Genomic DNA, 25,315 nt, shown 5'->3' on the forward strand with positions numbered 1-25,315 from the left:
GCGTCTTGGTGCACACTTGCCGCCTCCTCGTTCCTTCCGCAAACATACCTCGATAAGCCGCCGCTGTCACGCGATTCGTCTCCTAACTAAAGACGGATGCTTTAAGGATTATTTCGATGTGAGAATTAAGTACGGAATCTGATTCTGCTCTAGAGCCCGTACGCGAGCGTGCGCGAGAAACACGGGCCATTCAGAATTTGAGATCTGAAACTGTGGTCGCCGCCGAGAAAAATCTATACAGCCGTATTTGGTTTATAGGATGTGGTTTTGTACGCTCGAGTACCCGAGACTACCGAAATCGACCGCGAGAGCTGTTTTCATAATCACTTGGTTAAATACCAGTTTAACCAAGGGACTTTACGAGGGTCGACACTGTACCCCACATACGAATGTCTGGATCAACGGATCGACGGGCTTCCTCCGGGGGAACGACTGTCCACGAGGCTGTCGAGAGCTACCTTCGCTACAAAATCAACGCCGACGGCTCGAAGACGACCATGCGCTCACCACTGTGTGAGTTCGCCGATCACTGTCGAGACGAACGTGACCTCGAGCTTGTGGAAGACCTCTCCCCCCATGACGTCCGTAGTTACAGCGAGCACCTCTACGACCGCGTCGTGATCGACGAGGATCTGGCGGCTTCAACCGCCCACAACTACTTCGCGTACGTGAGGGCCTTTCTCTCCTGGTCTGTCCGAGAGCAACATCTCGAGTCCAACCCGGCAAATACGAACACCGCGATGGACCCGCTGCCAGAGGACGACGGGAAACGCAAGCGCCAGTACTGGAGCGCCGAGGACCGCGAGACGTTGCTCGAGTACGCCACCAAGCGCGTGGACATGGCTCTGGAAGAAACCATCCGGACCGATGTAGAGGCGGCCTTCCGTGACCGGGCGATCGTCGTCATGCTCGACGGGACAGGGGCGCGTGGTGCTGAGTTGTTCGCTGATCCGAAAGATGACAAGCGTAACGGCCTCCGGTGGAAGAACGTCGATTTCGACGAGCGGCTGATTGAAGTCTACGGCAAGTCCCGTGAGTACGAACAGGCCCCGTTTCCTGCGAGTGTCCACGACGTCCTCAAGCGATGGTATCGGGTGCAAGAGCCGACGACCGAAGCGTGGCCCGTCTTTCCGACCGGCCACTATGGGTCGAAAAAGCGTACACTCGAGGATGCACTCGGCGAGAAGGCAGTCTCTCGGGCGCTCGAGGGTAGGGGTGACGCCGGGAAGACCGAGGTGCTTGACCGTCTACACCGCGAGCACGAGGTGCCGCCGCCGTCGATCTCGAAAGAGGGTGTTCGCCAACTGTTGAAACGACTCACCGATGAGGCCGGGATCAACCCCGACGGCGAGTACGACTATCTGACGCTACATGGCGCTCGGCGGGCACTCGGGCGCGATCTCTATACCAGCGGGATGTCCGAAAAGGCTCAGGAAGCGTTACGACACAACTCGATCGAGACTACCCACGAGGCCTACGCCGACGTCAAGATGAAGGATGTCTCCGATTCGATTGACGACGTTCGTAGCTGAGAACGAACTACTCAAACGGTCAGCCAAAACAGCCGTCACACTACTGATGTTCGTTGGCTTATCAGATGCGAGCATAGCCAACTTTAGAACAGGATCAAACTTTAGATAAATTTGCAACGCGACCAAAATATTGGGGAATACCGCTACTGAAGTTCTTCAACGAGTGCAGCAACCGTCTCATCGACGAGATCTCCGGCAAGACGTCCCTGCCAGAAGTCGATATCCTCGTGGTCAATGGATTGAACGCCCCACGGGACGATCCGACTCTCATCCGGTGTCCCGCCACGAAGCCAGCTCTCCTCAGGAATGGCAATGAGGCCATCCATCCAGGACCTTGACGTTAGGGTTACTGCGATATATTGCTCGCCGTAGAATGGACGTCCCTCGTGGTTCGAGAGAATGAGCCAGGGCCGAGCGTCCTCGTCACCTTTGAATGGGTCATCGCCGTAGACGACATCGCCCCGTTCGAAAACAGGGGCTGCTTCTTCGTCGGTCACTGTTCGTCCTCGACGCTCGGGTGTGGTTTCTGAGGTGCGTGCTCGCGCCACGCCTCCTTGTCCTCGGTACCGAGTTGGTCGTTGAACAGTTCGGTCGCCCGCTCGTAGCCGCTGTATCCGTCGAGGCGCTCTGCGTCGTCGGTCACCGCCCAGTACGTTGCCTTGTGCTCGACCAGGTCGCGGTTCTTCAATCGCGAGAGAGCGGTGCTAACCGCACCCTCGTCGACGCCAATTTGAGAGGCGATCTCGCGGGCCTTGAACGCTCGCTCCTCGTTGGCGGCGAGAAACCCGAGGACCTGATCTGCGACCGAAAGATCCGCGAGCTCGTCCTCGCTCGTGTTCTCGAAGGTATCTCGGTCGATGGACATCGTTGAATGGGGGATACGTTATGCACTGTAAAGAGTGTTAGGAGTGAAAGCTACGAAAACACTGAAATGCTATCCACTATTCTTACACGGTTGAACGCGTTCGTGGACGAGTTTGGCCATTGAGCAGACAAACCAAGCACTCTCTGAATCTGCCTCTGTGCAACGAGACATCGACGCCGAGACGATCCAAAAATGGCAGACGATCCGCCGCAACCTAGCATTCGCGAACGCTGCTCTCTCGATTGCGAATGTCCAGCGCTTCGTTGATGGTGACCGTCACTTGACTGATGACAGCGTTCCCACGTAACATCTGGGTGGGGAACGTTCCTCCGGATACTCGAGTACAAGTGCTTGAAAGACTCTATAGGAGTTCGTCTCGTTCTCGCAAGCAACCGTGCCAACGTTTGGCCGAACACAATCTGGGAAATGGCACATCGTCGGGCCTGATGGATGCCGATATGGACGAGCATTTGCTGATGAGACAGGGAACTCACCAGATAAGTCCATCATAGCAACAGATATTGTCGCATACGAACCACCCGAATCACCAAACAGTACTCAATCTCGTTCGAGATCACTCTCCTCTACAGGGAGACCCGTTCTACAGGGCCGAACCACTGAGCAGCGTCTTGTCTTCCCGACTGACATTCGTGAGAAGAGCCCTGACGTGTGTGAGTCATGCCGCCTACAACTAGAACAACAGCAGAAGCGGCGCTCACAAGTCATCACTCAACTCAAGCGAGTGACGCCGGTTCGTGACATCGATTGGGAGATGGTTGAAGAGGAGACTAAACGCCCCTGTGACTGGTGCTGCGCCCACGAACTCACGACATGGCACAGTAGTGAGCTCAACTGTACGGTCTGTCCAGCCTGTGGCCGCCTCTTCGAGACATCACTCGGTGAGCCAACTGCTGAAAATTCACCAGACGAAGATCTCCTGCCGGAAACGCCAACAGAGCCGGTTGAGCCGATTGTGTTCGGAGCAACACTCCCAGACTACGACCCCACTGAACTGGTTGGGAGCAATCGCCCACTGATCAAATACCGCGAAAAGAACAAATATGCTGAGCTGGTGCTTGAACTCGAGCGAACCGGCCACGCGTTCTCAGCTGACGGGATCGCTGCACTCGAGGAGATTCATTCGAACTACGCCGATCGAGTTGCTGACGACACCGCCCACCAGACTGATGTCACGCTAGATATCGGTATGACGCCGCGTACGGCAACGATCAAAGGAATATTTCCCGAGGATAGTTCATCGGTGATCGGAACGTGTTGGGATGTCGTGAGCGATCCGACCAAGTGGTACCCGATCGGATGGCCAGAGCAAGGGTGGATCCACCGTCGGTCAGCTGATCCCTCTATTCCTGGTGACGAGCCCGTTGGAGACGCATTTCCACGTCTCCAAACACAGACACCATCTCAATCAGTCGATCTCGAGATACTTCAAGAAGTAACCGAGCCAGGCCGCTATGAGCGAGGAAGCCGCTACTACGAACGTGGATCAGTGACTGAGCTCGAGTACGTAGACGATACTCTCCAAGCAACAGTCCAAGGGAGCCGTCCATACGATGTTCGGGTTACACTCTCGCAGGGAAGCTATGTCAGTGGCCAGTGTAGCTGTCCTGATGATGCAGTGCCGTGTAAGCATATTGTCGCAGCCGTGCTGGCTAGCGGTGACATCGAAGCCGTCGGCGGTGATCAATCGCTGGAAGCTCTCCTTGCAGCGGCGTCCGCCGAAGAGCTCCGGAGTGTACTTTCTGAGATCGCGGACGAAGATATAGGGCTTCGCAAGCGCCTCTATGAGGAATTGAGCGAAGACTGAGCAGGATATCACGCTGGTGCAACATCGGGGGAGTGCTGGCCGATGGGAAGGTCGATATCGATCTCATCGTACCACACAACCGGACGCTTTGCGCGACCGTTTTGCTCGAGTTCGACGAGTCCGTAGTCGGCAAGTTCGGTCACGCTCTCAGTGACTTCTGGCGGATGACGGCCGACGATTCACGCGAGTTCACGAATACTGTCTGGCTCATGATCAGCGATTGCCTCGAGCAGAACGGCAAACTGCGCCTGGGTGATTCGTCGTCACCGTGGAAGCCGTTTACCGCGACACAGCACGTCACCGTAGATCCGCCGGGGTTCTATTGGGACGCGTCGATCAGACTTGCCCCGCTTCTCTCCTTGCGCGTCCGTGACCTGTTCTGTGACTGTGAAGGCACTGCGAGTGTGTCCCTGTTCAGCGTCATCCCGCTCGACAGAGCCAACTCGAGTCCGGAGTTAGAAGAAGCAGAATTGATGCGCTATCTCGCCGAGGCCGTCTGGTATCCGACCGCGCTCCTTCCCGCAGCGGGCATCGAGTGGGAGTCGATCGACGACCGTACGGCGAAAACGACCGTCGAAGACGGGGACGTGTCCGCCTCCCTGACGTTCTCGTTCAACGAGGACGACGAGGTGACCAGGGTCCACGCTGATCGATATCGACGCCTGGACGATGGATACGAGTCGATGCCCTGGTCCGGTTACTGGCGGAACTACGAGACGCGGAACGGCGTACGTGTGCCGACAGAGGGGAAAGTCGTTTGGCATCTTCCGGACGGTGACGTGCACGCATGGCAGGGACGGGTCACAGACATACAGTACGACGACTTTCTATCCTGTCGTGGACGTGGGCGATGACTCTCTTCGCCTCGTCTGAATTCGGTACCGGACAACGACTCCGTCTTCGTCCACCGACACTGCACGTGGTGTCGATGGGACGATTCGGACCATCGAGGGGGCTGGATGCGGTCATCATCGGTGGACCGTACTCGCGCTCGTAACGCTCCTGACGGTACCCGTCGTGCTCAGGACGACGACGCCAATCTTCCGGATATTCTGGCTCGTCGTCCCCCTGGCTCATCTGGTTCGGTTCCGCGATGCCAGCGCTGTTGGACTGAAGACAATCGATGCAAGGCGGTTCCTCCGAACAGCATCTAGCTGTCACATTTGGTACCAGAGAAGATTCCAGTACCAGAGCAGCGATGTGAACACCATTGCAGCGAGCGAGACCACCGTGTAGTGAACCCGCGTCCAGCGCCCCCATTCTCGGTTCCATATGGCAATGCCTGCGAATATCACCGTTAAAACGCTCGCTACTGCCCCGACGAGTGAGGGTATAGTAAGGAAGCGAAATAGTAACCGGTCTCCATACAGAAACGCAGTTGGTCGCATCGCCACCCCTCCCGCGAAACCGATTACAAACAGGAGGAAACAGACAGCAGCTATGCCTCCTGTCCACCGTGCAAATCGGAGTGGGGAGTCTTCCCGAGATCGTTCCGTACCACGATACCAGCACCTGATGGCTGCCCCAGACCATCCAAAGATGGCCGTCACGAAGACTACTACAGAGAAAGCAACGATCGCACCGTGAACCCGTGGTTGTTCTACTATCGAAAGTCGTTCGTACGCCGACGCTGGACGACTCCCGAGAAACAGGTGTGTGATATCTCCATCGGTTTCACGAAATGCGAGTTGGTCGGGACCGTCGGTTTCGTGGAAGAAGAGCGGCTCCACTTCGATCCATCGCTTCGTTTCGTCGCCGTGTGTCGTTATCAGCTGTTCTCGATCGTCGAGAGAAACGGAGACAGTCTCGGTAACGCCGATGAATTTCTCTGAGGTCGTAGACGGGACTCTGAGTGTTCTGTACGTCCCTTCGAGGTCGGTCCCTCGTGTTAGTGTGCTATCTGAAACCGCTACTGACGGCTCTTCCGTGGGGAAGTATTGCTCAACGAATTCGTCGATGAACTCCTTTCTGGCATCAATCCCTCCGGGGCCATTGTATGAGACGAACACCCCTACGTCGTGTTCGGGAACAAGAAAGAGGAGGCTGTGAAATAATTGTGTGTCACCGGCGTGACCAATCACCCGGACACCGTGACGACTCATCTCGTAGAAACCGAAGCACATTCCGTTCACTCGTTCGTCGTTGGCGAATCGACGGCGGTGCATCTCCGCGATCGTTTCCGATTCGAGTATCCGGTCATCATCAATAGTTCCGCCCTGAAGATGTGCCCGGACGAATCGTGCCATGTCGGTCGCGGTCGCACTCATTGCACCTGTGGGCGGCATACCAACGAACTCGAAGTCATCTTCTCGGAACCCGTTCGCTGTGGCTGTGTATCCCTTTGCAAGATCTGCCTGGAGACGGTCTGGAACCGGCTGGGCGAACGTGCTCCGATCCATCGAGAGCGGATCAAAAATTTCCTCAGTAACGTAGTTCTCGAACGACATCCCAGCGGTGGTTGCCGCGATGTGACCGGAGAGGCCAGCGCCGTAGTTCGAATACGCAGTAAACTGTCCCGGCGGACGGACGCGAGTAGGTTGCTCTTCGACAAGGGACTGCTCCAGTGGTTGGAGGTCGGTTTCTTCCAAGACGAACGTCCCGTGAGCCCGATCCTCGAACCCGGGTGCATGCGTCCCGAGATGGTCGAGTGTGATCGGTTGCTCGTCCGTCCCAGGAACATCGATTTCATTGAGATACTGGTTTACGTCAGTGTAGAGATCGAGCCGCCCACGTTCGACACCCTGCATCACGGCTGTCCAGGTGATCAGTTTCGACACCGAACCGATACGAAAGAGCGTCTCATCGGCACGAACTGGTGTTTCCGAACTAATGTCACTAACACCGTATCCCTTTGCGAACTCCGAATTGCCATCGACGACAGCGACTGTCGCCCCTGGAATTTCGTGAGCTTCCAGTTGCGCACGTACGAGACCATCGAGAAACGACTCGAAAGCGTTCGGATCGGCGAGCGGCCCTGTATCAGGCTGGGCGACGGCCCTACTCGCAGTATCCGTGCTAGCATTTACGGGTGTCGAGAAGGCAGCAGCACTGACCGCGAGTCCACCCAGAACGTCCCGGCGCGAAACGGAGTCCATTGGACTGTAGCTCACTCGCCTCGATGTGCGGTTGCAACAGGTCGGCCAGGACTCCCAAGCAGGTAGCCACCGAAGGCTACCAGCCAGAGCATCACTGGGTAGACGATCATCCGTTCCGTCCCGCCGTGGCCGATGGGGCCGAACGCCGCCGTATTGCCGGCGTCACCTACCGCCATGAGCACGACGAACACTAGTCCCACACCGCCCGCGAGGACCGAGATGTATCGCATTACCCCCGAGAGTCGAGTTGCAGTCCCGAGGGCCTGTACGTTGAAGAATACGAACGCGAGGAGCGCGAATAGAGAGTGGAGGCCGCCGGTATCGAGCGGGAAGACACCAGCGCCGATCGCACCAATACTGGCGAGTGCAAAGATAGCGAAGAGCCAGCGTTTTCCATGGGTCCGGTAGAAGTAGAACCCGCCAAGGAGATTAAACAAGCCGACTGCGATAAGCGAAATATTGAACACTAACGCAGTCTCGGCAATGACGCCGAGATCACTGATGGCGGCCGCACCGAAGTCGTAGCCAGGGGCCATCGCTGCTGTAAGCATGATAACCGTCATGAATTGGGCGGCAAGTAAAACGAAGAAAATCCCTGCACGCTTCCGGTTATCTGACTCTATTTCGTGAATTTCATCAGTTGCCTGGCTATACGCGGCACTTTGAGTCATAGTATATTCACCAATCGCTAGTTCGCGTCCAGAGAACATATAGGAGTTCTACTGACCACCGCAGAGAATGTGAACCACCCCACCCTACTCGCTCACGGCTGACGCCGTTCGCTCCTTGAGGATGGGGCTTCCTGATTCCACGACGCGCTTTGCAGGAACCGAAGTGGTTCCCCTAGGGAGCGCAGTCTCCACAGGCGTTGATTCGGAGCGTCCCGCTCCTACTTGCTTGATACCACGAGAAAGAATGTTCCAGGCCGCGTTCCAGTCCCTGTCCGCCGTGAACCCACAGGAAGGACAGGAGTGTTCGCGGACCCACAGCGGTTTGTCGGTCGAGACACCGCAGGCCGCACACTCTTTGGTCGTTCCGGCCGGATCGACAGCCACGAAGTGCGTGCCTTCGCGTTCGCACTTGTACTCGAGCATTCGGAGGAACGTCCCCCACGCTGCTCCGGCACGGTTCCGAGAGTTGCCGTCAAGCTCGACCAGACCTTTCGCGTCAAGGTCTTCGACCGCGACGAGATTGTACTCACGAGCGTAGTAGTTCGAGAGTTTGTGAAGGAAGTCGCGGCGCTTGTTCTTCAGGTCGGCGTGACACTCGGTCACTCGGCGGCGTTGCTTCTCGTAGTTGTTCGACCCATGTTGCTTCCGCGAGAGCTTCCGTTGCTCTCGCTCGAGTCGGGTGCGTTCGTCCGAGAGGTCAGCCGATTCGATCGCGTGGCCGTCGGTGTCGTGGGCGTACTTCAGGATGCCCACGTCGATACCGACGACGTTCTTCGGCCGGTCGGGCTTTTGAGGTGGCTCTCGGTCGACTTCGACACCGAACGTAGCGAACCACTCGCCGGTCGGTTCCTTCTTGAGTGTGACCTGCTTGAGTGTGGCGTCGTCAGGGATCTCTCGGTGGAGCCGGATCGGAATATCCGCGAGTTTCGAGAGCGACAGCACAGTCTGACCGCCCTTCTTGTCGAGCTTGAAGCCAGACTGGTTGTACGTGAAACTGCGGAACTCCCGTGGTGGCTTCCACTTGAGTTGACCGACACCGTAGCCGTTCTGCTTGAGCGCAGAAAGGCTACTGAGGTTGTTGAATAGCCGTTCGACGACGGTTTGGAGAACCTTCGAGTACACGTCCGAGAGACCATCCCACCACTTCTTGAGGTCAGGTAGCTCCGACCGAAGCGTGGTCATGGACGGCAGTTCACCGTGGTTCTCTCGGTATTCGTTGAGGCGGTAGCGAGTGTGATTGTACAGTTGCCTACAGATATCGCGGTGGCGGTCCAACTCCTCGCGTTGGGCGTCGGACGGCTCAAGGCGATACTTGTAGGCGTAATACATCAGTCCTCGCGTTCCTCGATTAGTTCGTCCAGTTTTTCGCGGACAAACGACGAGAGGTTGAGGTGCTGGTCCTCGATCCACTCGTCTTGGTCCTCCCGAATGGTGATAGTCTTCCGTTTCACCGTATGCACACAATACACGCTATACGTAAAATATTACCGATTACGTGGGCCTGTGAGCCTGCTGTAGAACAGTCCAAGAAACACGAGCGGCGCTGTATCCCCTCCCTGCTCGCGCCTTCGGCGCTCGCTGAGGAAGGGGGCTTAGCGCCTCAATTCAGCTAAATATAATGACCGTCTAATGGGATGACAATCTTCTCGAAATCATAGTCATTTCAATTCGTTGAATAGGTGCCGAATCTGCCTCGAAAAACTATTCATCGGCGTACAGTGGAGACAGTGGATTCTACTACTCTGTAACGGACAGGCAAGATGATCTCAAATATATTTGAGTTACATTGCTGCCAATATGTAGTTTTATAGACAATATTTATACTGGTTTGCGCATTACAGCACTCTATGAAACTCTTCGAGTTCGCCCGTGAGCGCCAGTGGGTTCCCATCACTGGATATCTGATCTACGTGTCTGCGCTCACGGCAGGATACTATTACAACCTCACGTTCGTCCAACTGGGGCTGACCGATCTCGGAACGCAGAAGATCGGTATGCCCCCCGGGGACGTGTCGATAGTGATGGCCATACTTGCGCTGCTCACCCTCGTCGCAGCCGTCGCCAGCGGCGTCCTGATGGATCGGCGTGGATGGAGCACTGACCTGTACGTGAAGTTCCGGCTGCTCTTTCTGGTCATTTTCGTCCAACTGCTTCTGACGATCGCTGCCCCACACGTGAGTACGATCGAACAGTTTGTACTCTGGGTGATCGTCTGTTCGATGGCGCTCGGCGTCGGAATTCCGGTGTCCTTCAGCTTCATGCTCGATTTCGTTCCCGTGAGAGACCGCGGATACGTCGCTGCTATCGTGGCAGGATTGTCGTTCTTCGTCGCGGCCCTGTATCCAATTGAGTGGCGAATCGACGAGTTCAGTCTCGTCATGAGCGCGATGATGGTTCCAGCTGTCTTCGTTCTCGCCGTTCTCTCAGTCAAGCGGTTCCGATTCGTTGATAGCCTCGCCAGTCAACACAAACGCGATACGTTCGGAACTGGCCGATTCTGCCGACCGATACCGGTTCGGACGGTTAGTTTCGCGTTCTGGGGGCCGATCCTGCTGATGTTCGGCGTCTTCTTCATCGATAGCCTGGGCTTTCTCCGGATCATCGAGACGCCACAGTACATCTACACGTCTTGGCAATCCCCCGACCTGAGCGTCCGGTTGTTTATCGCTGTCTTGCACGTCATTGGGGCGCTCGCCGCTGGCGTCATCTACACGAATTTCGACCGAAATTGGCTGTTCTTCTGGGTGTTCGGCCTGTTCGCGTTCACGCACCTCCTGTATGTCTTCCATATCCAGTTTGGAGCGGGTGATACCCCACCACTGGTACTGCCGATGTTCTACGTGCTCGCCGTCAGTTTCTACACGACGCTCAACTTTGCACTCTGGCCGGATCTCTCCACGCCCGAGACCATTGGCACGCACACGGCCCTCGGTGTCGGGATAGCGGGGTGGCTGGCAACCTTCTTGAGTACCTCGCTAGCGCTGTACTCCGAGGGGGTCGGACTCTCACTGCTGAACCATCTGACGTACGTGAACGCGCTGGCACTGCTGTTCGTCGTCGCACTTCCGGTGCTGCTATACGTGCATCGGATGGTTGAATTGGCTCGTGGAGGGACGACGCCATGAATCTGGAACTCATCCCGCTCTTGATAATCGTGCTACTCATGATCTCGGCGGGTGGAGCAGACGTCGAAACCACCGAGTTCGTTATTGAAGGAGACCACGAGATAACCGAGCACCGAGGCGCGTTGATCGTCGGGGATGCGACGGTCACGGTGCCGGCCGACGAAGCGGTGTCTGGTCCAGTCTACGTTATCGGTGGCGAGTTCCGGATCCATGGAACAGTTGAAGGTGACGTGACGCAACTCTCCGGATCACTCGTCGTCGAGGACGGTGCAACGATCGATGGAGAACTCCAGCACATTGGTGGAAGCGAGGAACTGTCTACCGAAGCAACCATTATGGAGCAGACCACTGTCGCGTTTGAATCCTCCGAACCCAGCCCGATCGCCGCGTATACGCCGATCGTGCTGACGACGTTGATACTAGCGGTTGTAGGAGCGTTGCTCTCCCGAAAACATGAACCACTGCTCGATAATGTCGGGGCAGCCGCGAAAGATCATCCGCTTATCAGCCTAACTGTGGGAGCACTTCTCTCCGTAACGTTTCTCTCGGTGTTCGTCTTCATGGCGTTCACCCTGATCCTCCTCCCTGTGAGCATACTCGGTCTTCTGGTAGGCTTGTTGATTATTGCTTACGGAATCATCGCACTGGGATATCTCGCTGGTCAACAGTTGAATACCCCACGAGTTGGGCTGGCGACCGGTCTCGGAGTCGTTGTTGTCATGGTGCTCTTACAGGTGACCGGAGTGATTCCGATCCTCGGGGACCTGATCGCAGGTGGGCTTCTCCTAACCGGACTGGGGGCTGTCGTACTGACGTACTTCGGACTGCAAGAGTTCGAACCGGTATCGCTTCCGGAGTGATACTGAGGTTAACAGCAAGAGGTATGCAGTCATGTCTGAATATCATCCCAAATCCGGAACCGTGATTGTGTTGATAAAACATAATTATAGCGACATGTTTATCAATATAGCACTGTCTAGTTCAGCACCTCCTGGGCTGGCGTTCGGCCATCGAGTGCTTGATTCGGCCTATCGTGGTTGTAGTGGTGTCTAAACTGTCTGAGCCAGCGACGTGCACTGGCTGGACTGCCCCGCCAAAACGAGTGAAAGCGGTCGATTCGCATCGACACAGTCTGGAACCATTTTTCGATGTGGTTCCGGTCTGTATAGTTGAGTTGACCGCTCAGATCGTGTCGAAAGAGGGCAGTCAGATAGCCACCGCCATCAACCAGAAACTCAGTGTCTGACACGTCGTGTTTCTCGGTTAGCCGATGCAAAAATGCCGCCGCGGGATCGGTCCCGCGGCGGCTGTGTACGTCGATTTCGAGCAAGAGCTTCGACTCCGTATCGATCGCCGCGTACAGCCATTTCTTTTCGCCATCGACCTCGATCTGTTTCTCATCGACGGCGACCCGCGACGGCGCTGCCGTCGGCGGGTCCGCCTGGCTCTCCGCGAGATCGTGCGTCCAGTTCCAGACAGCTCCATGAGACCGATCGACGCCAAGTAAGTCCAGCACAGCGACGACTTCCCGCACCGACAACCCCATCGAATGCAGGCGCACCCCAAACACCCTAACGGGTGTTCAGGGTGCGCTCGTTCTCCCAAATCTCATCACAATCCACGTCTAAGCTCTCTCTGAGCAGGTTGGCAAGTTGCATGGACACTTCTTGCCACCACCTGCTCGTTCCTCAAACTCTCATCTAGACAGTGCCCTGTACTCGTAGTGGTGTCTGTTGAGGAATAAGGACGGTCGTATAGTTCGAGCATCCCAAACGCTGCGGTCACAGTGAGTAGGTGATCAGCGATCGACCCGGACGATTCGACGGTTGGACGAACATTCGATTGATGGACGCGAAACGATAGATAAGGCCGTAAACTACCTGCACCTGTCCCATGAAATCTCCACTCCCGACGAACAGACTCGTTTCGCTTACGCTCGCTGGCGCAGTGTTGACCGGTGTCGTCGCACTCGCGCTGGCAGCCCCCGGGCTCGGACTCGGCGTCGATTCGCTGACCGACGAGAACCCGACAGTTGCGAGCGACGCGCCGACGCCAAACGAAGACTTCACACCGGCGGTCGGGACGCAAGGCGACGATGAACACGAGAACGACGAGTACGAAGAACACGAGGAGTACGAAGACGAATACGAAGAGGAGGATGACGACTAGCGATGAGCTTAGCGGACACCCTCACTGCCGCCCGAACGCGACTCGGTGACGTCAGACTGGAGTTTCGGTGCTGTAATACCGACTTCGTGATTCGGATGACGGGCTACCATTCCGATGTCGCGGCTGAGCTCGCCAGGGAGACCGCACTGTCGCTCGAGGCCGAACTCGATGCGTTCGATCCGGAAAGCGCAGTCGCGCGTCTCAACCGGACCGGACGCGTCGAGAACGAACACGTCGCTCGCCTAGTTCGGCGCGGTCTCGAGTACGGCAAGCACACCGACGGCGTCTTCGACATTCGTCAGGGGGCGGTCGAACACGACCTGAAGGCATACCTCCGCGGTGACCAGGAATCGATTTCTGCGCCGTTCAAAACGGGGTCGGTGCGCGTCGACGGCAACCGCGTCCTCACCGAGACAGAACTCGACCTCAATGGCCTCGCGAAAGGCTACATCGTCGACCGCGTGGCCGCCGCCGCAGCGGGGCCGGGTCGACGCGGATTCGTCAGCGGCGGTGGCGATATGTCGCCGCCGACCGGGCCGGTCGCCGTCGAGAGTCCCTACGGGGATTCGCGTCCGCTCAAAGTTCTCGAGACCGACTGGAACGTCGCCACCTCCGGGGGCTATCGTCGGGAGCGCGACGGCGTCGACCACGTCTACGATCCGACGACGGAGCGACTCGGCGCACGCCACGAGTCGGTCACCGTCGTCGCACAGCACGACTGTCTGGAAGCCGACGCGCTCGCGACGACGCTCGCCGCACTACCACTCTCGGACGCGCTCGAGCGCGCAGCGGCGTGGCCGGGCCTCGAGGCGTTCGTCGTTCACGACGGCGTCTTTCGGATGACGGAGGGATTCGATGAACACGTCGCATAGCGGAACGATCACGGTCATCGCGATCGTGCTACTGGTTGTTACAGTCCCGGTGCTGTGGGGAGTCGCCGACGTTCGTGAGGCCCAAGCGGTCGACCGCGAACAGGCAGACCTCGTCGACTCGACAGTACCAACGAGACAGGCACCGAACGATTATGATGGCGATGGGGTTCGTGACAACGCGGACCAGTGTCCAACACGACCGGAAACGACGAACGACTTTCAGGATGGCGACGGCTGTCCTGACATCGTCGAGACGACGGGGGCCTCGTGATGGAGATTATTTGGTATCTCGACCGTGGCGCAGCACTCGTCGCCTACCCCGCGCTGTATCTCGCAGTCCTGACGGGAATCCTCTACACTGCCCGGTCGTTCGGCCCGCTCTACCGACTCGCCCGCAAAATCCACATCGAAGTATCGGTGTTCGCGATGCTCGTGACGCTCCTTCACGGCGTCCTTGGCGTCCTCGACACCTGGTTCATCGTCACTGGATCAGCGCCTCAACCCGCGTACTCGACGACCTACCTGCTCGCCGGCGTCGTGGTCGGCGTCGGAGCGCTGCAGGTGCTCGTCGTCGCAGTGCTTGGCTTTCTCGACGCACAGCGGTTCGACCGACCCTGGGGACCGCGAGTCGTCCACGCGTTCGCCTACGGCGGCTTCGTATTCGCAACGGTCCACGCTGCCGCCATCGGAACTGACGTCGCGGGGCTGATCCGACCAGTCTTCGGCCCAGCGATCGCGTTCCTCGGCTATGTCCTGCTATTGCGCCTGCTGGTAGCCAGCGGGCGGCTGTCGACACCCACAACGACGAACCAGTAGATCAGTAGCTATCCCACAGGTCGAACAGTCGGTCGACGACTCGATCCGTGAACGTCCGCCGATGAACGGTATAGAGGTACTGCACGCGCTCTGGGTCGCGCAGTTCGTATTCGACGCTTCGACCCTGCCGTTCCTTAGTCACGAGATCCGCGTCCTCGAGTTTCGAGAGATGCCACGACACCGTCGACGGCGACCGCTCGAGACGATCGCTCAGGTCGGCGGTCGACAACGCCCCTTCGACGGCGAGGTGGGCGACGATCCGGCGGGCGTACTCGCGTCGCAGCGCGTTCATTACGGCTTGATCGACCGCGTCGAACTCTTCTGCCGGGTAGTACCGAGTGTACTTCCCGTCGTCCGACTCCTCGAGCAAGCCGTGGGCTACCAGCCAACGGAGGTGGTACTGCAGCGTTCCCTGCGCGTACTCGAGAGCCTCGAGGAGGGCCCGAAAGTGAATCCCAGGATTGTCACGGACGTGCTGGTAGATTATTCGCCGCGATTGTAGTTCCAGCGCCGGGTCCACGTCGGGGTCGGAGCCCACCATGGTCAATCCCGACTCAACGCGACGAAGAACGCGAGCAACCCAACCAGAATGAGCGCCGCGGCGCCGTGTTCTAATAACTCGACGGTCCGCACGGAGAAATACGGCAGGAGGTAGTACTCGAGAAAGACGACGCACCCGTAGATCGCGAACATGAGATAGCCGACGGCGACGACGGCCATGCGATAGTCGCGTTCCCGTCGCCACGCCAGCGCACTGAGCAGTGCCAGCACCGTACCGAGGAGAAAAATCCCGAGACTGACGATCTGCTCGAGTTGCTGGGCGAGCGTCAGTGCAACGGCCATCGTGACGAATTCCGGAACGAGCCCTGCCATTAGGTACGACTCAACAGAGGTGTCGGGAAAGAAAAAGGATTGTCGTCCAACCATCGAATCGGACGGACGGACGGAACGGTCCCAGCGTCGGGTTGGCAGGCTGGTCGTCGTTGCGACGGCCGCTCTGCGACGGATTTTGTACACACTACGTTCGGACGCACAGGTATTGCCTTTCGCGTCGGCGAGCGTGTGACTGACTTTCGAGAAAGTGATCGCTTCGAGCGCGCCCTCGCCGGCCATAACCCCGGCGTATATCTGTCTTTAGCTAAGCGAGAAACCACGTGACAGCGGCGACCATCTGTCTTTAGATAATACTCACAATAATACTGCTCGGCTGTAATTTTTGCTGGATTTCGTCCATACACCTCCTAAATCACCGGAAATACCGATCACAACGCTGTTTATCGCCCGATCTCACGGTGTAGACCGTCTCATCAGCTGAAATCGTTCCGTACAATACTACCAGTTATAATCTCTTCCCTATCGATTACTACCAGTCTTAGCTAAAGACGAATGCACGGCCAAGTTACTGCTCGATTTCCGGCGGTTCCTTGGCAGTCGACCAACTGGAACAGTTCTTAACAGTGGATAGTAGCACGGTTCTTTTATTCAGAAACACACCTGAAACTCAATCGAAGGGGTCAGTAACTGAATGTGCGTATTGATCACCAAGATTTCTACCAGTACAAAGAGATGTTCAGACAGTCGGGGGAGATACAGCGCGCGAATACAGCATAAATAATTCTTACCTCTTCTGCTTGTAACGTTCCTGTTGTACCTGCTGAAGACGGTAATTGACGCCCCATACGATCCAAACAAAAAGAATCCCCGTCCCGATAACGGTTTCTAACCGAACAATTTGGTCGTCAAGGACGTAAGCAGAAGCGAGCACGATGATAGCCCAAACCAGAGTAACGTAGACAATTTGATCGAGCGAGTCCGGTCCCAAGACTTCCCGAAGAGACATAATTCTGCGTTTGCGAACAGTGCCAATAAATTTCCCGGCAATAATATAAAGGCCAGCTACCCAGCTCGGTGCACCTGTCAGTAGACGCTCCCCACCGGCCGATACAGAGGAAGCGAAGATAGGGTATGAGAACCGTTGTATGATATCCTCATCTACCAGTAAATACTCCTAAGGTCTCATCAGTGATACCCGACCGCGAATGGACTGTAACAAAGTCGTCTTCCTTGATCGTTGTCTCTCCGGTCGGGGTAATGGCCTGATCACCCCGATCAATTCTCACGACCAGTACTCCCGACGGAATCAGCTCTTCCTCATTGGCCTGTTGAAGAGTCTTGCCAGCAATTGGCGCTCCTTCGTTGACGATGACTTCGATCACGTCTGCATCCCCAGAAAGCCCTGCGACACCAGTTACTGGCGAAATTGGCTCTTCCTCTCGAGGGCCGAACTGAGCATATGGTCGGAAGTATTCTCGGTGAATGAGGCCCTCGTCATCGATCTCGATCCCGAGAGCAGTGATATCTTGTGCAATGCGTGTGAGGTCGTCGGTATCCTTCCCGATTGCCTTGATTCGGAGATTGCCTTTCCCCGTCATGATCTCTCTCACGTTGATCACACCCGGAACATCGAGGACGCGTTGCGCCAATTCCTGTCGATCAGTCGCTGACGTGGTACAGATAAACAGATTTGTTAAACAGCCGTTAGATCGTTCATAGTTTACGTGAGCGTGATACCCCTTGATGATTCCTCCTTCTTCGAGACGCCGAATTCGATTCCGGACAGTCGGGGGAGATACGTCTACTTTCTCAGCGATATCCGGAGCAGACGTATGCCGTCCTTCTTGTGTGAGATAGTAGAGTATCCGTTCATCGACCTCATCGATTCCTTGGCCCATATTTATACCGTACAATTGATTCTCTATCTACTTTTAAATACGCCTTGGTTTCTGGTTTGAAAACGGCCTCAATTCCTCGAGTTGGTGAGATAGTTTCGTCGAGAGGCGGCGATTTCACCGCCTAGAAGCTCTCTCCCGACTATTAAACGATTAGAAAAAATATTTGCAATATATGAACGAATCAGCAATACAATGGGAAGATATTTTGCCTTCCAAAACAACTTCTATATATGACCCCCTCGAACGATGAATCGCCACTCACGAACCAACTCCCGGACTTCCTCGTTGAGAGACTCGATACGCTCGAACCGCCGGAACTTCGCATGGTCCACAAATACGTCGAGCAACGTCTCGAGTCAATGCATCCCCCGATCGAGGAGCAGATCCGTGAGGAGGCAGCGGGAGACGTCCTCAGTATCGAAACGGACAGGATATACACGCTCGTAAAAATGCGTTCTCCGAGTCAGGGAGAATCCAACGCGGATTCACAGCCGGTCTCTCTCTACCATGTGGTGCGGGAGAGACATCCTGATGGTGAGGAGGCCCTACACTGGTCGTTTCTGGGAGATATTCAGGAGTGATCCAATGATGCAGTCTCTCACCAACCATGTTGTCGTACCAGTTGCCGATGAGGAAGATGCACGCGCGACAGCAACTGTCCTTGACCAGTATCAGTTTGACCGTGTCACAGTCGTTCATATCATCGAAAAGGGTGAAGGAGTGCCCGATAAGCTCGCCCTCGAACAAGCCGAATCACGGGCCGCAGATGCATTTGACATGTTTCAGGAAGCAATTCCTGAGGCAGAAGACGAGATAACGTACTCCAGAGATGTTGTCAGTGCTATCATTAATACTGCTGAGGAATTGGAGGCCAGTTCCATCGCATTCCGTCCTCGGGGTGGTAACCGCCTCGTCCAATTCCTCTCTGGGGACAAAGCGCTTAGACTCATCACGGAATCCGATCGGCCAGTCATTGCGCTTCGGGAGGAGAAAAGATGAGACGTGACTCCAGTACTGAAGTAGTAACGTCTTCTCAGGAGTGGAAGCCCCCACGAACAGTCGTGATTTCCTGTGGACCAGAAGAGTCCCCGATGCAGATTTGGGAAGTGATCCCACAGCAACTCGAGGTATAAGATACTATGTACATTATCATTGTCGGCGCTGGAAACATTGGATCGAACCTGATTGAACGAGCGGTGAGTGACGGTAACGATGTTGTTGTCATAGAGCACGATGAGGAACGAGCGAACACCGCGTCGGCCGAATACGATTGTCTCGTCCTGAACGCTGACGCCACAACTCACGATACCCTCAAGGATGCGGATATCGATCGCGCGGACGCCGTGATCACCACAACGGACGTCGATGCGACCAATATCATGGTGATGTTGCTCGCACAGGAACACAATGTTCCGAATCTCGTCAGCGTTGTTCACGATCCGGAGAACTTGCCTGTCTTCGAAAAGATCGGTGTTAACCTGATCGAAAACCCACAACGGCTGATTGCAGACTACCTCTATCACTCTGTCCGGTATCCCAACGTCAGTGACTTCATCGAACTCGATGACACGACCGAACTGGTTGAGATAACTGTCACTGAAGATGCGCCGATGAACGCCCAACGCCTCAACACGGCCCTTGAGTCGGGGCGGCTTCCCGAGGGGTGTTTGGTCGTTGCACTCGAACGAAATGGCAATATCCGGGCACCGCGGGGAGAGACAACGATCCACGCAGGTGACCATGTAACGGTGTTCACAGATGATGCTGCGTTATCTGATGCGGTCTCGGCGTTTACCGGCGAACAACCATGAAGATTCAGTATCGAGCTGTTGGACGCGATGTTGGCCGCATCCTGCAAGTCGTGTCGCTTATGCTTGTCGCGTCGATACTGATTGCTATCACGAACCGTGAATTCTTCACGGTTCCAGCATTTGCTTTCTCCGCCGTTGTAATGGCCAGCATCGGTATCGCCTTGGCGCGACGATATCGGAACGTATCCACGTCTGGGAAGGCCGAGGCGATGGTTACTGCGGCTAGCGCATGGGCGATGGTTGGCATTCTCGGAGGATTGCCGTTTCTGTTGATCGCATGGACAATGGCGCTCGATCCGTTCCCCGCGTGGACGAATACACCGCCACTGGACGACACGACGGTAATCTTCCTTCACCCACTCGATGCGATCTTCGAGAGCATGAGTGGGTTCACTGGGACGGGATTGACGGTCGCCGCAGTTGAGGAAGAACTACCCCGCTCGCTCCACTGGTGGCGCTCGTTTACCGAATGGATCGGTGGCGTCGGCGTGATCGTACTGACCGTCGCCATCCTCGCTCGCCCCGGCAGTGGCTCGCTGACGCTCTACGAGAGCGAAGCCCGCTCTGAGAAGATTCACCCGAGTATCGTGAATACTGTCAAAGAAATATGGAAGATTTATCTTGGGCTGACGCTCGCCTCCATTGCGCTGTTTCTCGTGGTTGGGATGCCCCTCTGGGACGCAATCAACCACGGTATGACCGGCATTGCGACTGGCGGATTCTCAGTTCACGCGGATTCGATTGGCCACTACAATAGTCCGCTCATCGAATATGCGGTCGTCCCGGTCATGATCGCCGGCAGTATCGCTTTCCCCGTCCACTACCTTATCTTCAAGGGCGAACTCGAGAATTTCTATAAAGATATCCAGACTCGATGGGTGTTCCTCTGGTTCGGTATCGGCTCACTCGTCCTGACCGCGATTCTCTGGCTCAACGGTCACTATGAAACGTTCGAGGAGACCTTCCGCATCGCACTCTTCCAGTTCGTCTCTGCGACCTCAAATACCGGGTTCGGGACAGCCACAATCGGAGGCGGGACGGAACGGGCCTGGACAGCTGGTGCAACACTGATGACCTGTTTAGGGATGCTTACTGGTGCGGCGGCCGGATCTACAGTGAGTGGTCTCAAACTTATTCGTGTCATCACACTTGTCAAGGGAACGGCATGGCAGATAAACAACGTCCTGCAGCCAAACAGTGCGATCCGCCGACTCCAAATCGGGCAGCGGAATCTGAGCGGAGACCAAGTCCAACGGGAATACACTGAAGCAACGGTCGTGTTTGTTCTCTGGGTTGCCTGTCTCATCGTCGGAGTCACTGTTCTCCTCCAAACGCTTTCCCCGGCCTATCCGCTTGAATACGTCATTTTTGACGTGATGAGCGCTCAGAGTAATGTTGGGCTGAGTTCTGGGATCACTGGACCCGAGCTGCCTGCGACGGGGAAAACAATGTTGATCGTTAACATGTGGGTTGGTCGATTGGAGATTATCCCGATTGCTGTATTGTTCGGGGCGGTGTTTCAGCGGCTCGGCCTCTATACGTAATCTCCGTCACCCGATCTTACGTGGATTTGGTCGTGTCTCAAACTCGTCTAGAGTAGTAACTGACTCTTGTGAAAGCAGGGTCATCCCTGGTACCTACACCGAAGTGACCCATGCACGCCGAGATCAACGTGCGGTTCGCAGTTAGCATCGCCAAGTCAAAACGCTACCGCTCGCCATGCTCGCTGAATCTCTTACCGAGATTCAGCTTGAGGCCACTATCCTCAAGGAGTTCGTCAGAAGCCTCGACGAGCGCCTCGTCGAAACGTACTGTGTGTGAGAAACACGCGCGCGGAAACGGCGACTGCCGTTTCCAGCATGCTGGAACCTCCACACGAACCGCTGTGACACCGCAGGAGAACACGAATTCAACCTTCACCACGTCAAAGACGCTATTGCTACCGACGACGATCCGACCTATTTCTGTCCGCTCGAGGATCTTATCGACTTTGATGGCCAGCGCATCTGTCAAGAAGATATCTTGCTCCAGGCTGCCGAACTCGCTACTTCGCTCCACTGCCCTCGATCACGACGGTCAATCGCCGAGTCCAAGAATACGGCAGCAAGCTCGGTGACTTCGTTCGTGATCGGCTTCCTGGGACGAAGGCAGACACTGTCGTTCCTGACGGAACGAAGTGTCATAGCCAGCAGGATCACTGATCCTACCATGGTGTCAACGTCACCCACGGCTGTTTGCCCGAGGGTAACGACACAGAAACCACACTCTTAGACGTCAACGTCAACGAATCCTGGGATGAAACAGCAGAAGCCCTCGAAGAGACTGAAGCGGTCACTGACGACGCCACGGTCGTCAGTGACGCCGAAAAAGCGCTCGTCGATGCGTTCGAAAGTGGAGACCGATCTCACCAACTCGATCTCGTTCACGTCGGTCGAACGCTCGGGTACAAGCTCTGGAAAGACGATGCGTTTCTGCTCGGAGAGCGGAAAGCGGTCGTCTCTGGCGTTACGGATGACCTGTTCCATCTGAAGAACTCTGTCGCGCTCCATGCACCGAGGAATGAGCGTTTGGCGATCCGCGAGCGGATCGACCAAACGCTCGAGAATCTCCGGAAGGAAGCCTGGAGGTTAGAGCGTCAAGATTCCCCGAAGCTACGGCGTACCTCCGGGAATGGGCAGAAGCAACCGTGACGTTCGCGGAACTCGCGCTTGACCAACAGCAAGTTCCGTGGACGTCAAACGTGGTCGAACGAGCCATGGGTGATGTTTCGAAGCGGTATAAGAATCAATGGATGCGGTGGTCAGAAACAGGGATAGAGTCGCTTCTCTGGTTGAGTTTGGTGCAGTATGCTGATCCCGAGCAGTTCGCGGCGTTCGCCTACGAACTTCTTGAGCGATCAGCCAAAACAGCCATCACAATGGAGGAGTCAGTTGACGCTACTAGAGGCGAACTCTAGACGAGTTTGGGACGGGACCAAATGTTTGTGATACCAAGGTCAACACCAAGGACGGAGACGTGCTTAGCATCTCTCGTCTCGGCATCATCGTTCTCCACGGCAGGCTTTGTTCGCACGTGAAGGGTACGGAGAATCAAGGAGAAAGCCCCGTCCCTTTACAGTAGACAACCTCACCAGCAGCGTCGTGAATTAGGTCCGGCGTCTACTGTTCAGGGTGGGGAGGATGTCAATGGTCTCAGGGTGGTTGTTACCGTCGTCGCTTCGATTGTTCTTCAGATTCGGCCAGAATTCGTTCGATTGCCCACCCTGCCCATAAAAAGATAATCACTATGAACACGGTCATCTCAATCCGAATGATTGTTCCGTACCAGATGGTGAGGATAAGAGCCATGATCACCACCCCAGCAGCAACGATGCCGAAGACATCGTAAAATGAGTGTGGATGACGAACGCTTGGTAACCGAACGTCCATGAGTTGAACTACACGAGGTTTGTATAAAGATCCTATACCCGCTTCAGTTCTACCTTATGTTCGAGAACGCAGATCAGGGCCAACTGTCGGTCGCTCGGTTCGACGGCATGGATTGACGGCGGCTGTGGCAAGGGTACTAGAGGCAGCGTGGCGGTCACGATGGATTAATATTATCCTGCCGAAATGCCGTTACATACTGTGTTCAGATGTGGCTACAAGAGTGGGGTGTCCTATGCAACTCCGAACTGATTGGCGTGCCAGTTTCGCGCTGGTCGGGACTGTCCTCAAGTACCTCTCTATCCCGCTGGTAATTCCGATTGTTGTGGCACTCATCTACGACGACCCCACATTCCCGTTCGTCGCGACGATTGCGCTCACGATTGCAGTCGGCCACAGTCTCGAGCGACTCCGCCCTGAACCGGATCTGCGGATTCGGGAAGCGATGTTGTTTGTTTCGATTTCATGGCTTGCCGTCGCCATTGTGGGCTCAGTCCCATATGTGCTCGCTGGTTGGGGAACCGAGTCGACACTCGCTAATCCCGTTAACGCGCTGTTTGAGTCGATGTCCGGCTTCACAACAACTGGTGCAACTGTCCTCGGAGAAATCTCGCTAGAGCGTCACTCTCACGCTGTGATGATGTGGCGACAGCTCACTCAGTGGCTCGGCGGGATGGGGATCATCGTCTTGATGATCGCGATCCTGCCAGAGATCGCCGTCAGCGGCGCACACTTGATTGAGTCGGAAGCACCGGGCCCAGAGTTACAGAAATTAACGCCACGGATCGCCGAGACGGCACGGATTCTTTGGCTTGTTTATTTCGTCTTTACTGCCGTCTACATCGCACTGCTCTATGGCTTTCACCTCATGGGACTAGCTCCTAACATGGGGCTATACAACGCCATCGCCCATGGGTTCACGACGCTCCCAACTGGTGGCTTCTCACCGGAGGCCGACAGTGTCGCAGCGTTCTCTGCAATTGTCCAGTGGACTGCAGTTCCCTTTATGATTATCGCCGGGACGAATTTCGCCCTATTCTGGCACATCTTCAGCGGTGAAAGCCACCGTTTTGTTCGAAACTCTGAATTCCGTGCCTACATCGCTGCAATCGCCGGTCTGACCGTTCTTCTCGCTGGGATGCTCTATACGGGAGTCGCACCGGCTCTTCCGGGACTAGGCGGCGTGACCGAAGGTGTCCCTGAGAACTCGCTGCGGCAGAGCACCTTCCAGATCGTGTCGTTGTTGACTTCGACTGGCTACGCAACCAGCGACTTCGTCGAGTGGACCTCGACAGGGAAAATTGTCCTCCTCTTCGCTATGCTTGTCGGCGGTTCGGCTGGCTCAACTGGCGGTGGAGTTAAAGTCATTCGGTGGCTGATCATCTTCAAGTTTCTCCGCCGTGAACTGTTCACGGCGTCCCATCCCGAGCTTGTCCAGCCGATCCGTCTCGGCGGTAACGTCGTCGACGAGGACGCCATCCGCGGCGTTCTTGGCTTCACTCTCATGTATCTTTTCATTTTTGCCATTGCGACGCTACTCATTGCCCTCGATTCCAGTCGCATTGGTTACACGCTGACACCACTCGAAGCGTTCAGTGCGAGCCTTGCAACGATCGGCAACATCGGTCCTGGGTTCGGGTCGCTCGGCCCATTCGGAAGCTATCTTGCCTTCCCAGATACCTCGAAACTAGTGATGATCTTTCTCATGTGGATCGGTCGTCTCGAGATTATCCCTGTACTTGTCCTGTTCACTGGTGACTTCTGGACGCGCTGATATTCTCCTTAGTTTGGAATATGGTTAAGAATCTTCGCGCTGGAGCTTTGCTGAATCCTTCTTGTTGTCTTGCGGTTTTCTGAATGCCGTCTTCACTTCGGATCAATTCCAAATAGTTCCGTTCAAGCAGGCTACTTCATTCGTCGTCAAGTTCGATTTTTCCAATAAATCTCCAGTATGGCTTTTCTGTACCATTTGGATGGTGTTCCTGTGTAACGTAGTAGTGGTATGGTCCATGTGGGCAATCATCACAGCCTTCGCTACAGAAAACCCGCTTCACAACTTCGGTATATCCATCGTGCTCAGTGACTTGAAGGATATCGTCTCCGGGATTTGGCTCAACTGGAGACGGTGATTCATTTTGAAAGCTAAGTAGTTCCTGTGCATGAATAATCGTTTTCCGGAGTTCCTGAGCGTTTAATTGGTGCAACTCTAAAACAAGTTGATCGGGTAACCCTTCTGGAGGTGTGGGTTTCTTTGGATCGGAAGTCATAGGTGGAGTTCGAACCGAATAAACATAATAGATGCACCAAAGTAAGCAAAAGGGTACACTACCATCTCAGAATTTTGGAAGTCACTGTGTCTATCTATCTTTCTGATTAG

General features: G+C 55.7%; 24 protein-coding genes and 3 pseudogenes. 15 read left to right on the forward strand and 12 right to left on the reverse strand.

The features are described 5' to 3' along the window. Positions 1-389: 389 nt before the first annotated feature. Positions 390-1,532, forward strand: a complete 1,143-nt coding sequence (locus tag BW940_RS16970; RefSeq protein ID WP_076610405.1) for a tyrosine-type recombinase/integrase — start codon at positions 390-392, stop codon at positions 1,530-1,532. A gap of 143 nt (positions 1,533-1,675) precedes the next feature. On the opposite strand, the gene BW940_RS16975 is transcribed toward BW940_RS16970, so the two are convergent. Together BW940_RS16975 and BW940_RS16980 are read right to left on the reverse strand one after the other, a co-directional pair. After that, positions 1,676-2,029 carry a type II toxin-antitoxin system PemK/MazF family toxin gene (locus tag BW940_RS16975; RefSeq protein WP_076610406.1) on the reverse strand — a complete coding sequence of 118 codons (354 nt, stop codon included), beginning with the start codon at positions 2,027-2,029 and terminating at the stop codon, positions 1,676-1,678. Further along, a complete protein-coding gene (locus tag BW940_RS16980) occupies positions 2,026-2,397 on the reverse strand; it encodes a MarR family transcriptional regulator (RefSeq protein WP_076610407.1) in 372 nt (123 codons plus the stop codon). Before BW940_RS16980 ends, BW940_RS16975 begins: the two co-directional genes overlap by 4 nt. A gap of 772 nt (positions 2,398-3,169) precedes the next feature. Here BW940_RS16980 and BW940_RS16985 point away from each other — a divergent pair. Further along, positions 3,170-4,222 carry an SWIM zinc finger family protein gene (locus BW940_RS16985; RefSeq protein WP_235847828.1) on the forward strand — a complete coding sequence of 351 codons (1,053 nt, stop codon included), beginning with the start codon at positions 3,170-3,172 and terminating at the stop codon, positions 4,220-4,222. 8 nt (positions 4,223-4,230) lie between these two features. Here BW940_RS16985 and BW940_RS22525 read toward each other — a convergent pair. Then, positions 4,231-4,458: pseudogene (locus BW940_RS22525) on the reverse strand (HVO_A0114 family putative DNA-binding protein); the annotation flags it as partial. Between BW940_RS22525 and BW940_RS16990 the strand changes: the two are divergent. Next, complete coding sequence (locus BW940_RS16990) at positions 4,432-5,076, forward strand: DUF6920 family protein (RefSeq protein ID WP_235847829.1); 645 nt, start codon at positions 4,432-4,434, stop codon at positions 5,074-5,076. The pseudogene BW940_RS22525 and the gene BW940_RS16990 sit on opposite strands and share 27 nt — an antisense overlap. A 303-nt stretch (positions 5,077-5,379) precedes the next feature. Here BW940_RS16990 and BW940_RS16995 read toward each other — a convergent pair whose 3' ends face one another. From BW940_RS16995 to BW940_RS22415, 4 genes are all read right to left on the reverse strand, one after another. Next, positions 5,380-7,317 carry a serine hydrolase gene (locus BW940_RS16995; protein WP_076610409.1) on the reverse strand — a complete coding sequence of 646 codons (1,938 nt, stop codon included), beginning with the start codon at positions 7,315-7,317 and terminating at the stop codon, positions 5,380-5,382. Positions 7,318-7,328: 11 nt separating this feature from the next. Continuing rightward, positions 7,329-7,880 carry a DUF998 domain-containing protein gene (locus tag BW940_RS17000; protein ID WP_235847830.1) on the reverse strand — a complete coding sequence of 184 codons (552 nt, stop codon included), beginning with the start codon at positions 7,878-7,880 and terminating at the stop codon, positions 7,329-7,331. A 192-nt stretch (positions 7,881-8,072) separates the two neighbouring features. Beyond that, positions 8,073-9,317, reverse strand: a complete 1,245-nt coding sequence (locus BW940_RS17005) for an RNA-guided endonuclease InsQ/TnpB family protein (protein ID WP_076610410.1) — start codon at positions 9,315-9,317, stop codon at positions 8,073-8,075. After that, the gene (locus tag BW940_RS22415) at positions 9,317-9,439 is read right to left on the reverse strand and encodes a hypothetical protein (RefSeq protein WP_008163607.1); all 123 of its coding nucleotides are present in this window, start codon (positions 9,437-9,439) and stop codon (positions 9,317-9,319) included. Before BW940_RS22415 ends, BW940_RS17005 begins: the two co-directional genes overlap by 1 nt. Positions 9,440-9,835: 396 nt before the next feature. Here BW940_RS22415 and BW940_RS17010 point away from each other — a divergent pair, with 396 nt between their 5' ends. Further along, positions 9,836-11,113 (forward strand): MFS transporter, encoded by a 1,278-nt coding sequence (locus BW940_RS17010; protein ID WP_076610411.1) that lies wholly within the window; start codon positions 9,836-9,838, stop codon positions 11,111-11,113. Continuing rightward, positions 11,110-11,973 carry a bactofilin family protein gene (locus BW940_RS17015; protein ID WP_076610412.1) on the forward strand — a complete coding sequence of 288 codons (864 nt, stop codon included), beginning with the start codon at positions 11,110-11,112 and terminating at the stop codon, positions 11,971-11,973. Before BW940_RS17010 ends, BW940_RS17015 begins: the two co-directional genes overlap by 4 nt. A 116-nt stretch (positions 11,974-12,089) precedes the next feature. On the opposite strand, the pseudogene BW940_RS17020 reads toward BW940_RS17015, so the two are convergent. Beyond that, positions 12,090-12,771: pseudogene (locus BW940_RS17020) on the reverse strand (IS6 family transposase). 235 nt (positions 12,772-13,006) lie between these two features. Between BW940_RS17020 and BW940_RS17025 the strand changes: the two are divergent. From BW940_RS17025 to BW940_RS17040, 4 genes are read left to right on the forward strand one after another with little or no spacing between them, the layout of a single operon-like run. Further along, complete coding sequence (locus BW940_RS17025) at positions 13,007-13,282, forward strand: hypothetical protein (RefSeq protein WP_076610413.1); 276 nt, start codon at positions 13,007-13,009, stop codon at positions 13,280-13,282. Between the two features lie 2 nt (positions 13,283-13,284). Next, positions 13,285-14,154: an FAD:protein FMN transferase gene (locus tag BW940_RS17030; protein ID WP_076610414.1), complete on the forward strand. Its 870-nt coding sequence runs from the start codon at positions 13,285-13,287 to the stop codon at positions 14,152-14,154. Then, complete coding sequence (locus tag BW940_RS17035; RefSeq protein ID WP_076610415.1) at positions 14,138-14,425, forward strand: thrombospondin type 3 repeat-containing protein; 288 nt, start codon at positions 14,138-14,140, stop codon at positions 14,423-14,425. The genes BW940_RS17030 and BW940_RS17035 overlap by 17 nt, the downstream gene beginning before the upstream one ends. Then, positions 14,425-14,970 carry a hypothetical protein gene (locus tag BW940_RS17040; protein ID WP_076610416.1) on the forward strand — a complete coding sequence of 182 codons (546 nt, stop codon included), beginning with the start codon at positions 14,425-14,427 and terminating at the stop codon, positions 14,968-14,970. Before BW940_RS17035 ends, BW940_RS17040 begins: the two co-directional genes overlap by 1 nt. A gap of 1 nt (position 14,971) precedes the next feature. Here BW940_RS17040 and BW940_RS17045 read toward each other — a convergent pair whose 3' ends face one another. The 3 genes from BW940_RS17045 to BW940_RS17060 all read right to left on the reverse strand — a co-directional run bounded on the left by BW940_RS17045 (position 14,972) and on the right by BW940_RS17060 (position 17,702). Beyond that, positions 14,972-15,511, reverse strand: a complete 540-nt coding sequence (locus BW940_RS17045; protein WP_076610417.1) for a winged helix-turn-helix transcriptional regulator — start codon at positions 15,509-15,511, stop codon at positions 14,972-14,974. 2 nt (positions 15,512-15,513) lie between these two features. Then, positions 15,514-15,843 (reverse strand): hypothetical protein, encoded by a 330-nt coding sequence (locus BW940_RS17050; protein ID WP_076610491.1) that lies wholly within the window; start codon positions 15,841-15,843, stop codon positions 15,514-15,516. A 1,115-nt stretch (positions 15,844-16,958) separates the two neighbouring features. Continuing rightward, positions 16,959-17,702, reverse strand: a complete 744-nt coding sequence (locus BW940_RS17060; RefSeq protein ID WP_076610419.1) for an Lrp/AsnC family transcriptional regulator — start codon at positions 17,700-17,702, stop codon at positions 16,959-16,961. Positions 17,703-17,932: 230 nt separating this feature from the next. On the opposite strand from BW940_RS17060, the gene BW940_RS17065 reads away from it, so the two are divergent. The 6 genes and pseudogenes from BW940_RS17065 (at position 17,933) to BW940_RS17095 (ending at position 24,712) form a co-directional block, all read left to right on the forward strand. Continuing rightward, the gene (locus BW940_RS17065; protein WP_076610420.1) at positions 17,933-18,283 is read left to right on the forward strand and encodes a hypothetical protein; all 351 of its coding nucleotides are present in this window, start codon (positions 17,933-17,935) and stop codon (positions 18,281-18,283) included. Positions 18,284-18,287: 4 nt separating this feature from the next. Next, positions 18,288-18,701: a universal stress protein gene (locus BW940_RS17070; protein ID WP_076610421.1), complete on the forward strand. Its 414-nt coding sequence runs from the start codon at positions 18,288-18,290 to the stop codon at positions 18,699-18,701. Positions 18,702-18,841: 140 nt separating this feature from the next. Further along, on the forward strand, positions 18,842-19,513 hold the full coding sequence (locus BW940_RS17075; protein ID WP_076610422.1) for a potassium channel family protein: 672 nt from the start codon (positions 18,842-18,844) through the stop codon (positions 19,511-19,513). Continuing rightward, entirely contained in the window at positions 19,510-21,057 is a 1,548-nt protein-coding gene (locus tag BW940_RS17080; protein WP_084776800.1) for a TrkH family potassium uptake protein, read from the forward strand. Before BW940_RS17075 ends, BW940_RS17080 begins: the two co-directional genes overlap by 4 nt. Before the next feature lie 110 nt (positions 21,058-21,167). Next, positions 21,168-22,469 (forward strand): annotated as a pseudogene (locus BW940_RS17085) (ISH6 family transposase). Between the two features lie 704 nt (positions 22,470-23,173). Then, positions 23,174-24,712, forward strand: a complete 1,539-nt coding sequence (locus tag BW940_RS17095; protein WP_076610424.1) for a TrkH family potassium uptake protein — start codon at positions 23,174-23,176, stop codon at positions 24,710-24,712. Between the two features lie 136 nt (positions 24,713-24,848). Here the strand turns inward: BW940_RS17095 and BW940_RS17100 are convergent, their stop codons facing one another. Next, positions 24,849-25,205, reverse strand: a complete 357-nt coding sequence (locus BW940_RS17100; protein ID WP_076610425.1) for a hypothetical protein — start codon at positions 25,203-25,205, stop codon at positions 24,849-24,851. Between the last annotated feature and the right edge of the window lie 110 nt (positions 25,206-25,315).

This window comes from Natronorubrum thiooxidans (assembly GCF_900156475.1).
Classification (GTDB): Archaea; Halobacteriota; Halobacteria; order Halobacteriales; family Natrialbaceae; genus Natronorubrum; species Natronorubrum thiooxidans.

Excerpts from the sequence above, each read along its gene's own strand:
- BW940_RS16970 (WP_076610405.1), top strand. The coding sequence starts at position 390 with ATGTCTGGATCAACGGATCGACGGGCTTCCTCCGGGGGAACGACTGTC.
- BW940_RS16980 (WP_076610407.1), bottom strand. The coding sequence starts at position 2,397 with ATGTCCATCGACCGAGATACCTTCGAGAACACGAGCGAGGACGAGCTC.
- BW940_RS16985 (WP_235847828.1), top strand. The coding sequence starts at position 3,170 with ATGGTTGAAGAGGAGACTAAACGCCCCTGTGACTGGTGCTGCGCCCAC.
- BW940_RS16990 (WP_235847829.1), top strand. The coding sequence starts at position 4,432 with ATGATCAGCGATTGCCTCGAGCAGAACGGCAAACTGCGCCTGGGTGAT.
- BW940_RS16995 (WP_076610409.1), bottom strand. The coding sequence starts at position 7,317 with ATGGACTCCGTTTCGCGCCGGGACGTTCTGGGTGGACTCGCGGTCAGT.
- BW940_RS17000 (WP_235847830.1), bottom strand. The coding sequence starts at position 7,880 with ATGACGGTTATCATGCTTACAGCAGCGATGGCCCCTGGCTACGACTTC.
- BW940_RS17005 (WP_076610410.1), bottom strand. The coding sequence starts at position 9,317 with ATGTATTACGCCTACAAGTATCGCCTTGAGCCGTCCGACGCCCAACGC.
- BW940_RS17010 (WP_076610411.1), top strand. The coding sequence starts at position 9,836 with ATGAAACTCTTCGAGTTCGCCCGTGAGCGCCAGTGGGTTCCCATCACT.
- BW940_RS17015 (WP_076610412.1), top strand. The coding sequence starts at position 11,110 with ATGAATCTGGAACTCATCCCGCTCTTGATAATCGTGCTACTCATGATC.
- BW940_RS17025 (WP_076610413.1), top strand. The coding sequence starts at position 13,007 with ATGAAATCTCCACTCCCGACGAACAGACTCGTTTCGCTTACGCTCGCT.
- BW940_RS17030 (WP_076610414.1), top strand. The coding sequence starts at position 13,285 with ATGAGCTTAGCGGACACCCTCACTGCCGCCCGAACGCGACTCGGTGAC.
- BW940_RS17035 (WP_076610415.1), top strand. The coding sequence starts at position 14,138 with ATGAACACGTCGCATAGCGGAACGATCACGGTCATCGCGATCGTGCTA.
- BW940_RS17040 (WP_076610416.1), top strand. The coding sequence starts at position 14,425 with ATGGAGATTATTTGGTATCTCGACCGTGGCGCAGCACTCGTCGCCTAC.
- BW940_RS17045 (WP_076610417.1), bottom strand. The coding sequence starts at position 15,511 with ATGGTGGGCTCCGACCCCGACGTGGACCCGGCGCTGGAACTACAATCG.
- BW940_RS17050 (WP_076610491.1), bottom strand. The coding sequence starts at position 15,843 with ATGGCAGGGCTCGTTCCGGAATTCGTCACGATGGCCGTTGCACTGACG.
- BW940_RS17060 (WP_076610419.1), bottom strand. The coding sequence starts at position 17,702 with ATGGGCCAAGGAATCGATGAGGTCGATGAACGGATACTCTACTATCTC.
- BW940_RS17065 (WP_076610420.1), top strand. The coding sequence starts at position 17,933 with ATGACCCCCTCGAACGATGAATCGCCACTCACGAACCAACTCCCGGAC.
- BW940_RS17070 (WP_076610421.1), top strand. The coding sequence starts at position 18,288 with ATGATGCAGTCTCTCACCAACCATGTTGTCGTACCAGTTGCCGATGAG.
- BW940_RS17075 (WP_076610422.1), top strand. The coding sequence starts at position 18,842 with ATGTACATTATCATTGTCGGCGCTGGAAACATTGGATCGAACCTGATT.
- BW940_RS17080 (WP_084776800.1), top strand. The coding sequence starts at position 19,510 with ATGAAGATTCAGTATCGAGCTGTTGGACGCGATGTTGGCCGCATCCTG.
- BW940_RS17095 (WP_076610424.1), top strand. The coding sequence starts at position 23,174 with ATGCAACTCCGAACTGATTGGCGTGCCAGTTTCGCGCTGGTCGGGACT.
- BW940_RS17100 (WP_076610425.1), bottom strand. The coding sequence starts at position 25,205 with ATGACTTCCGATCCAAAGAAACCCACACCTCCAGAAGGGTTACCCGAT.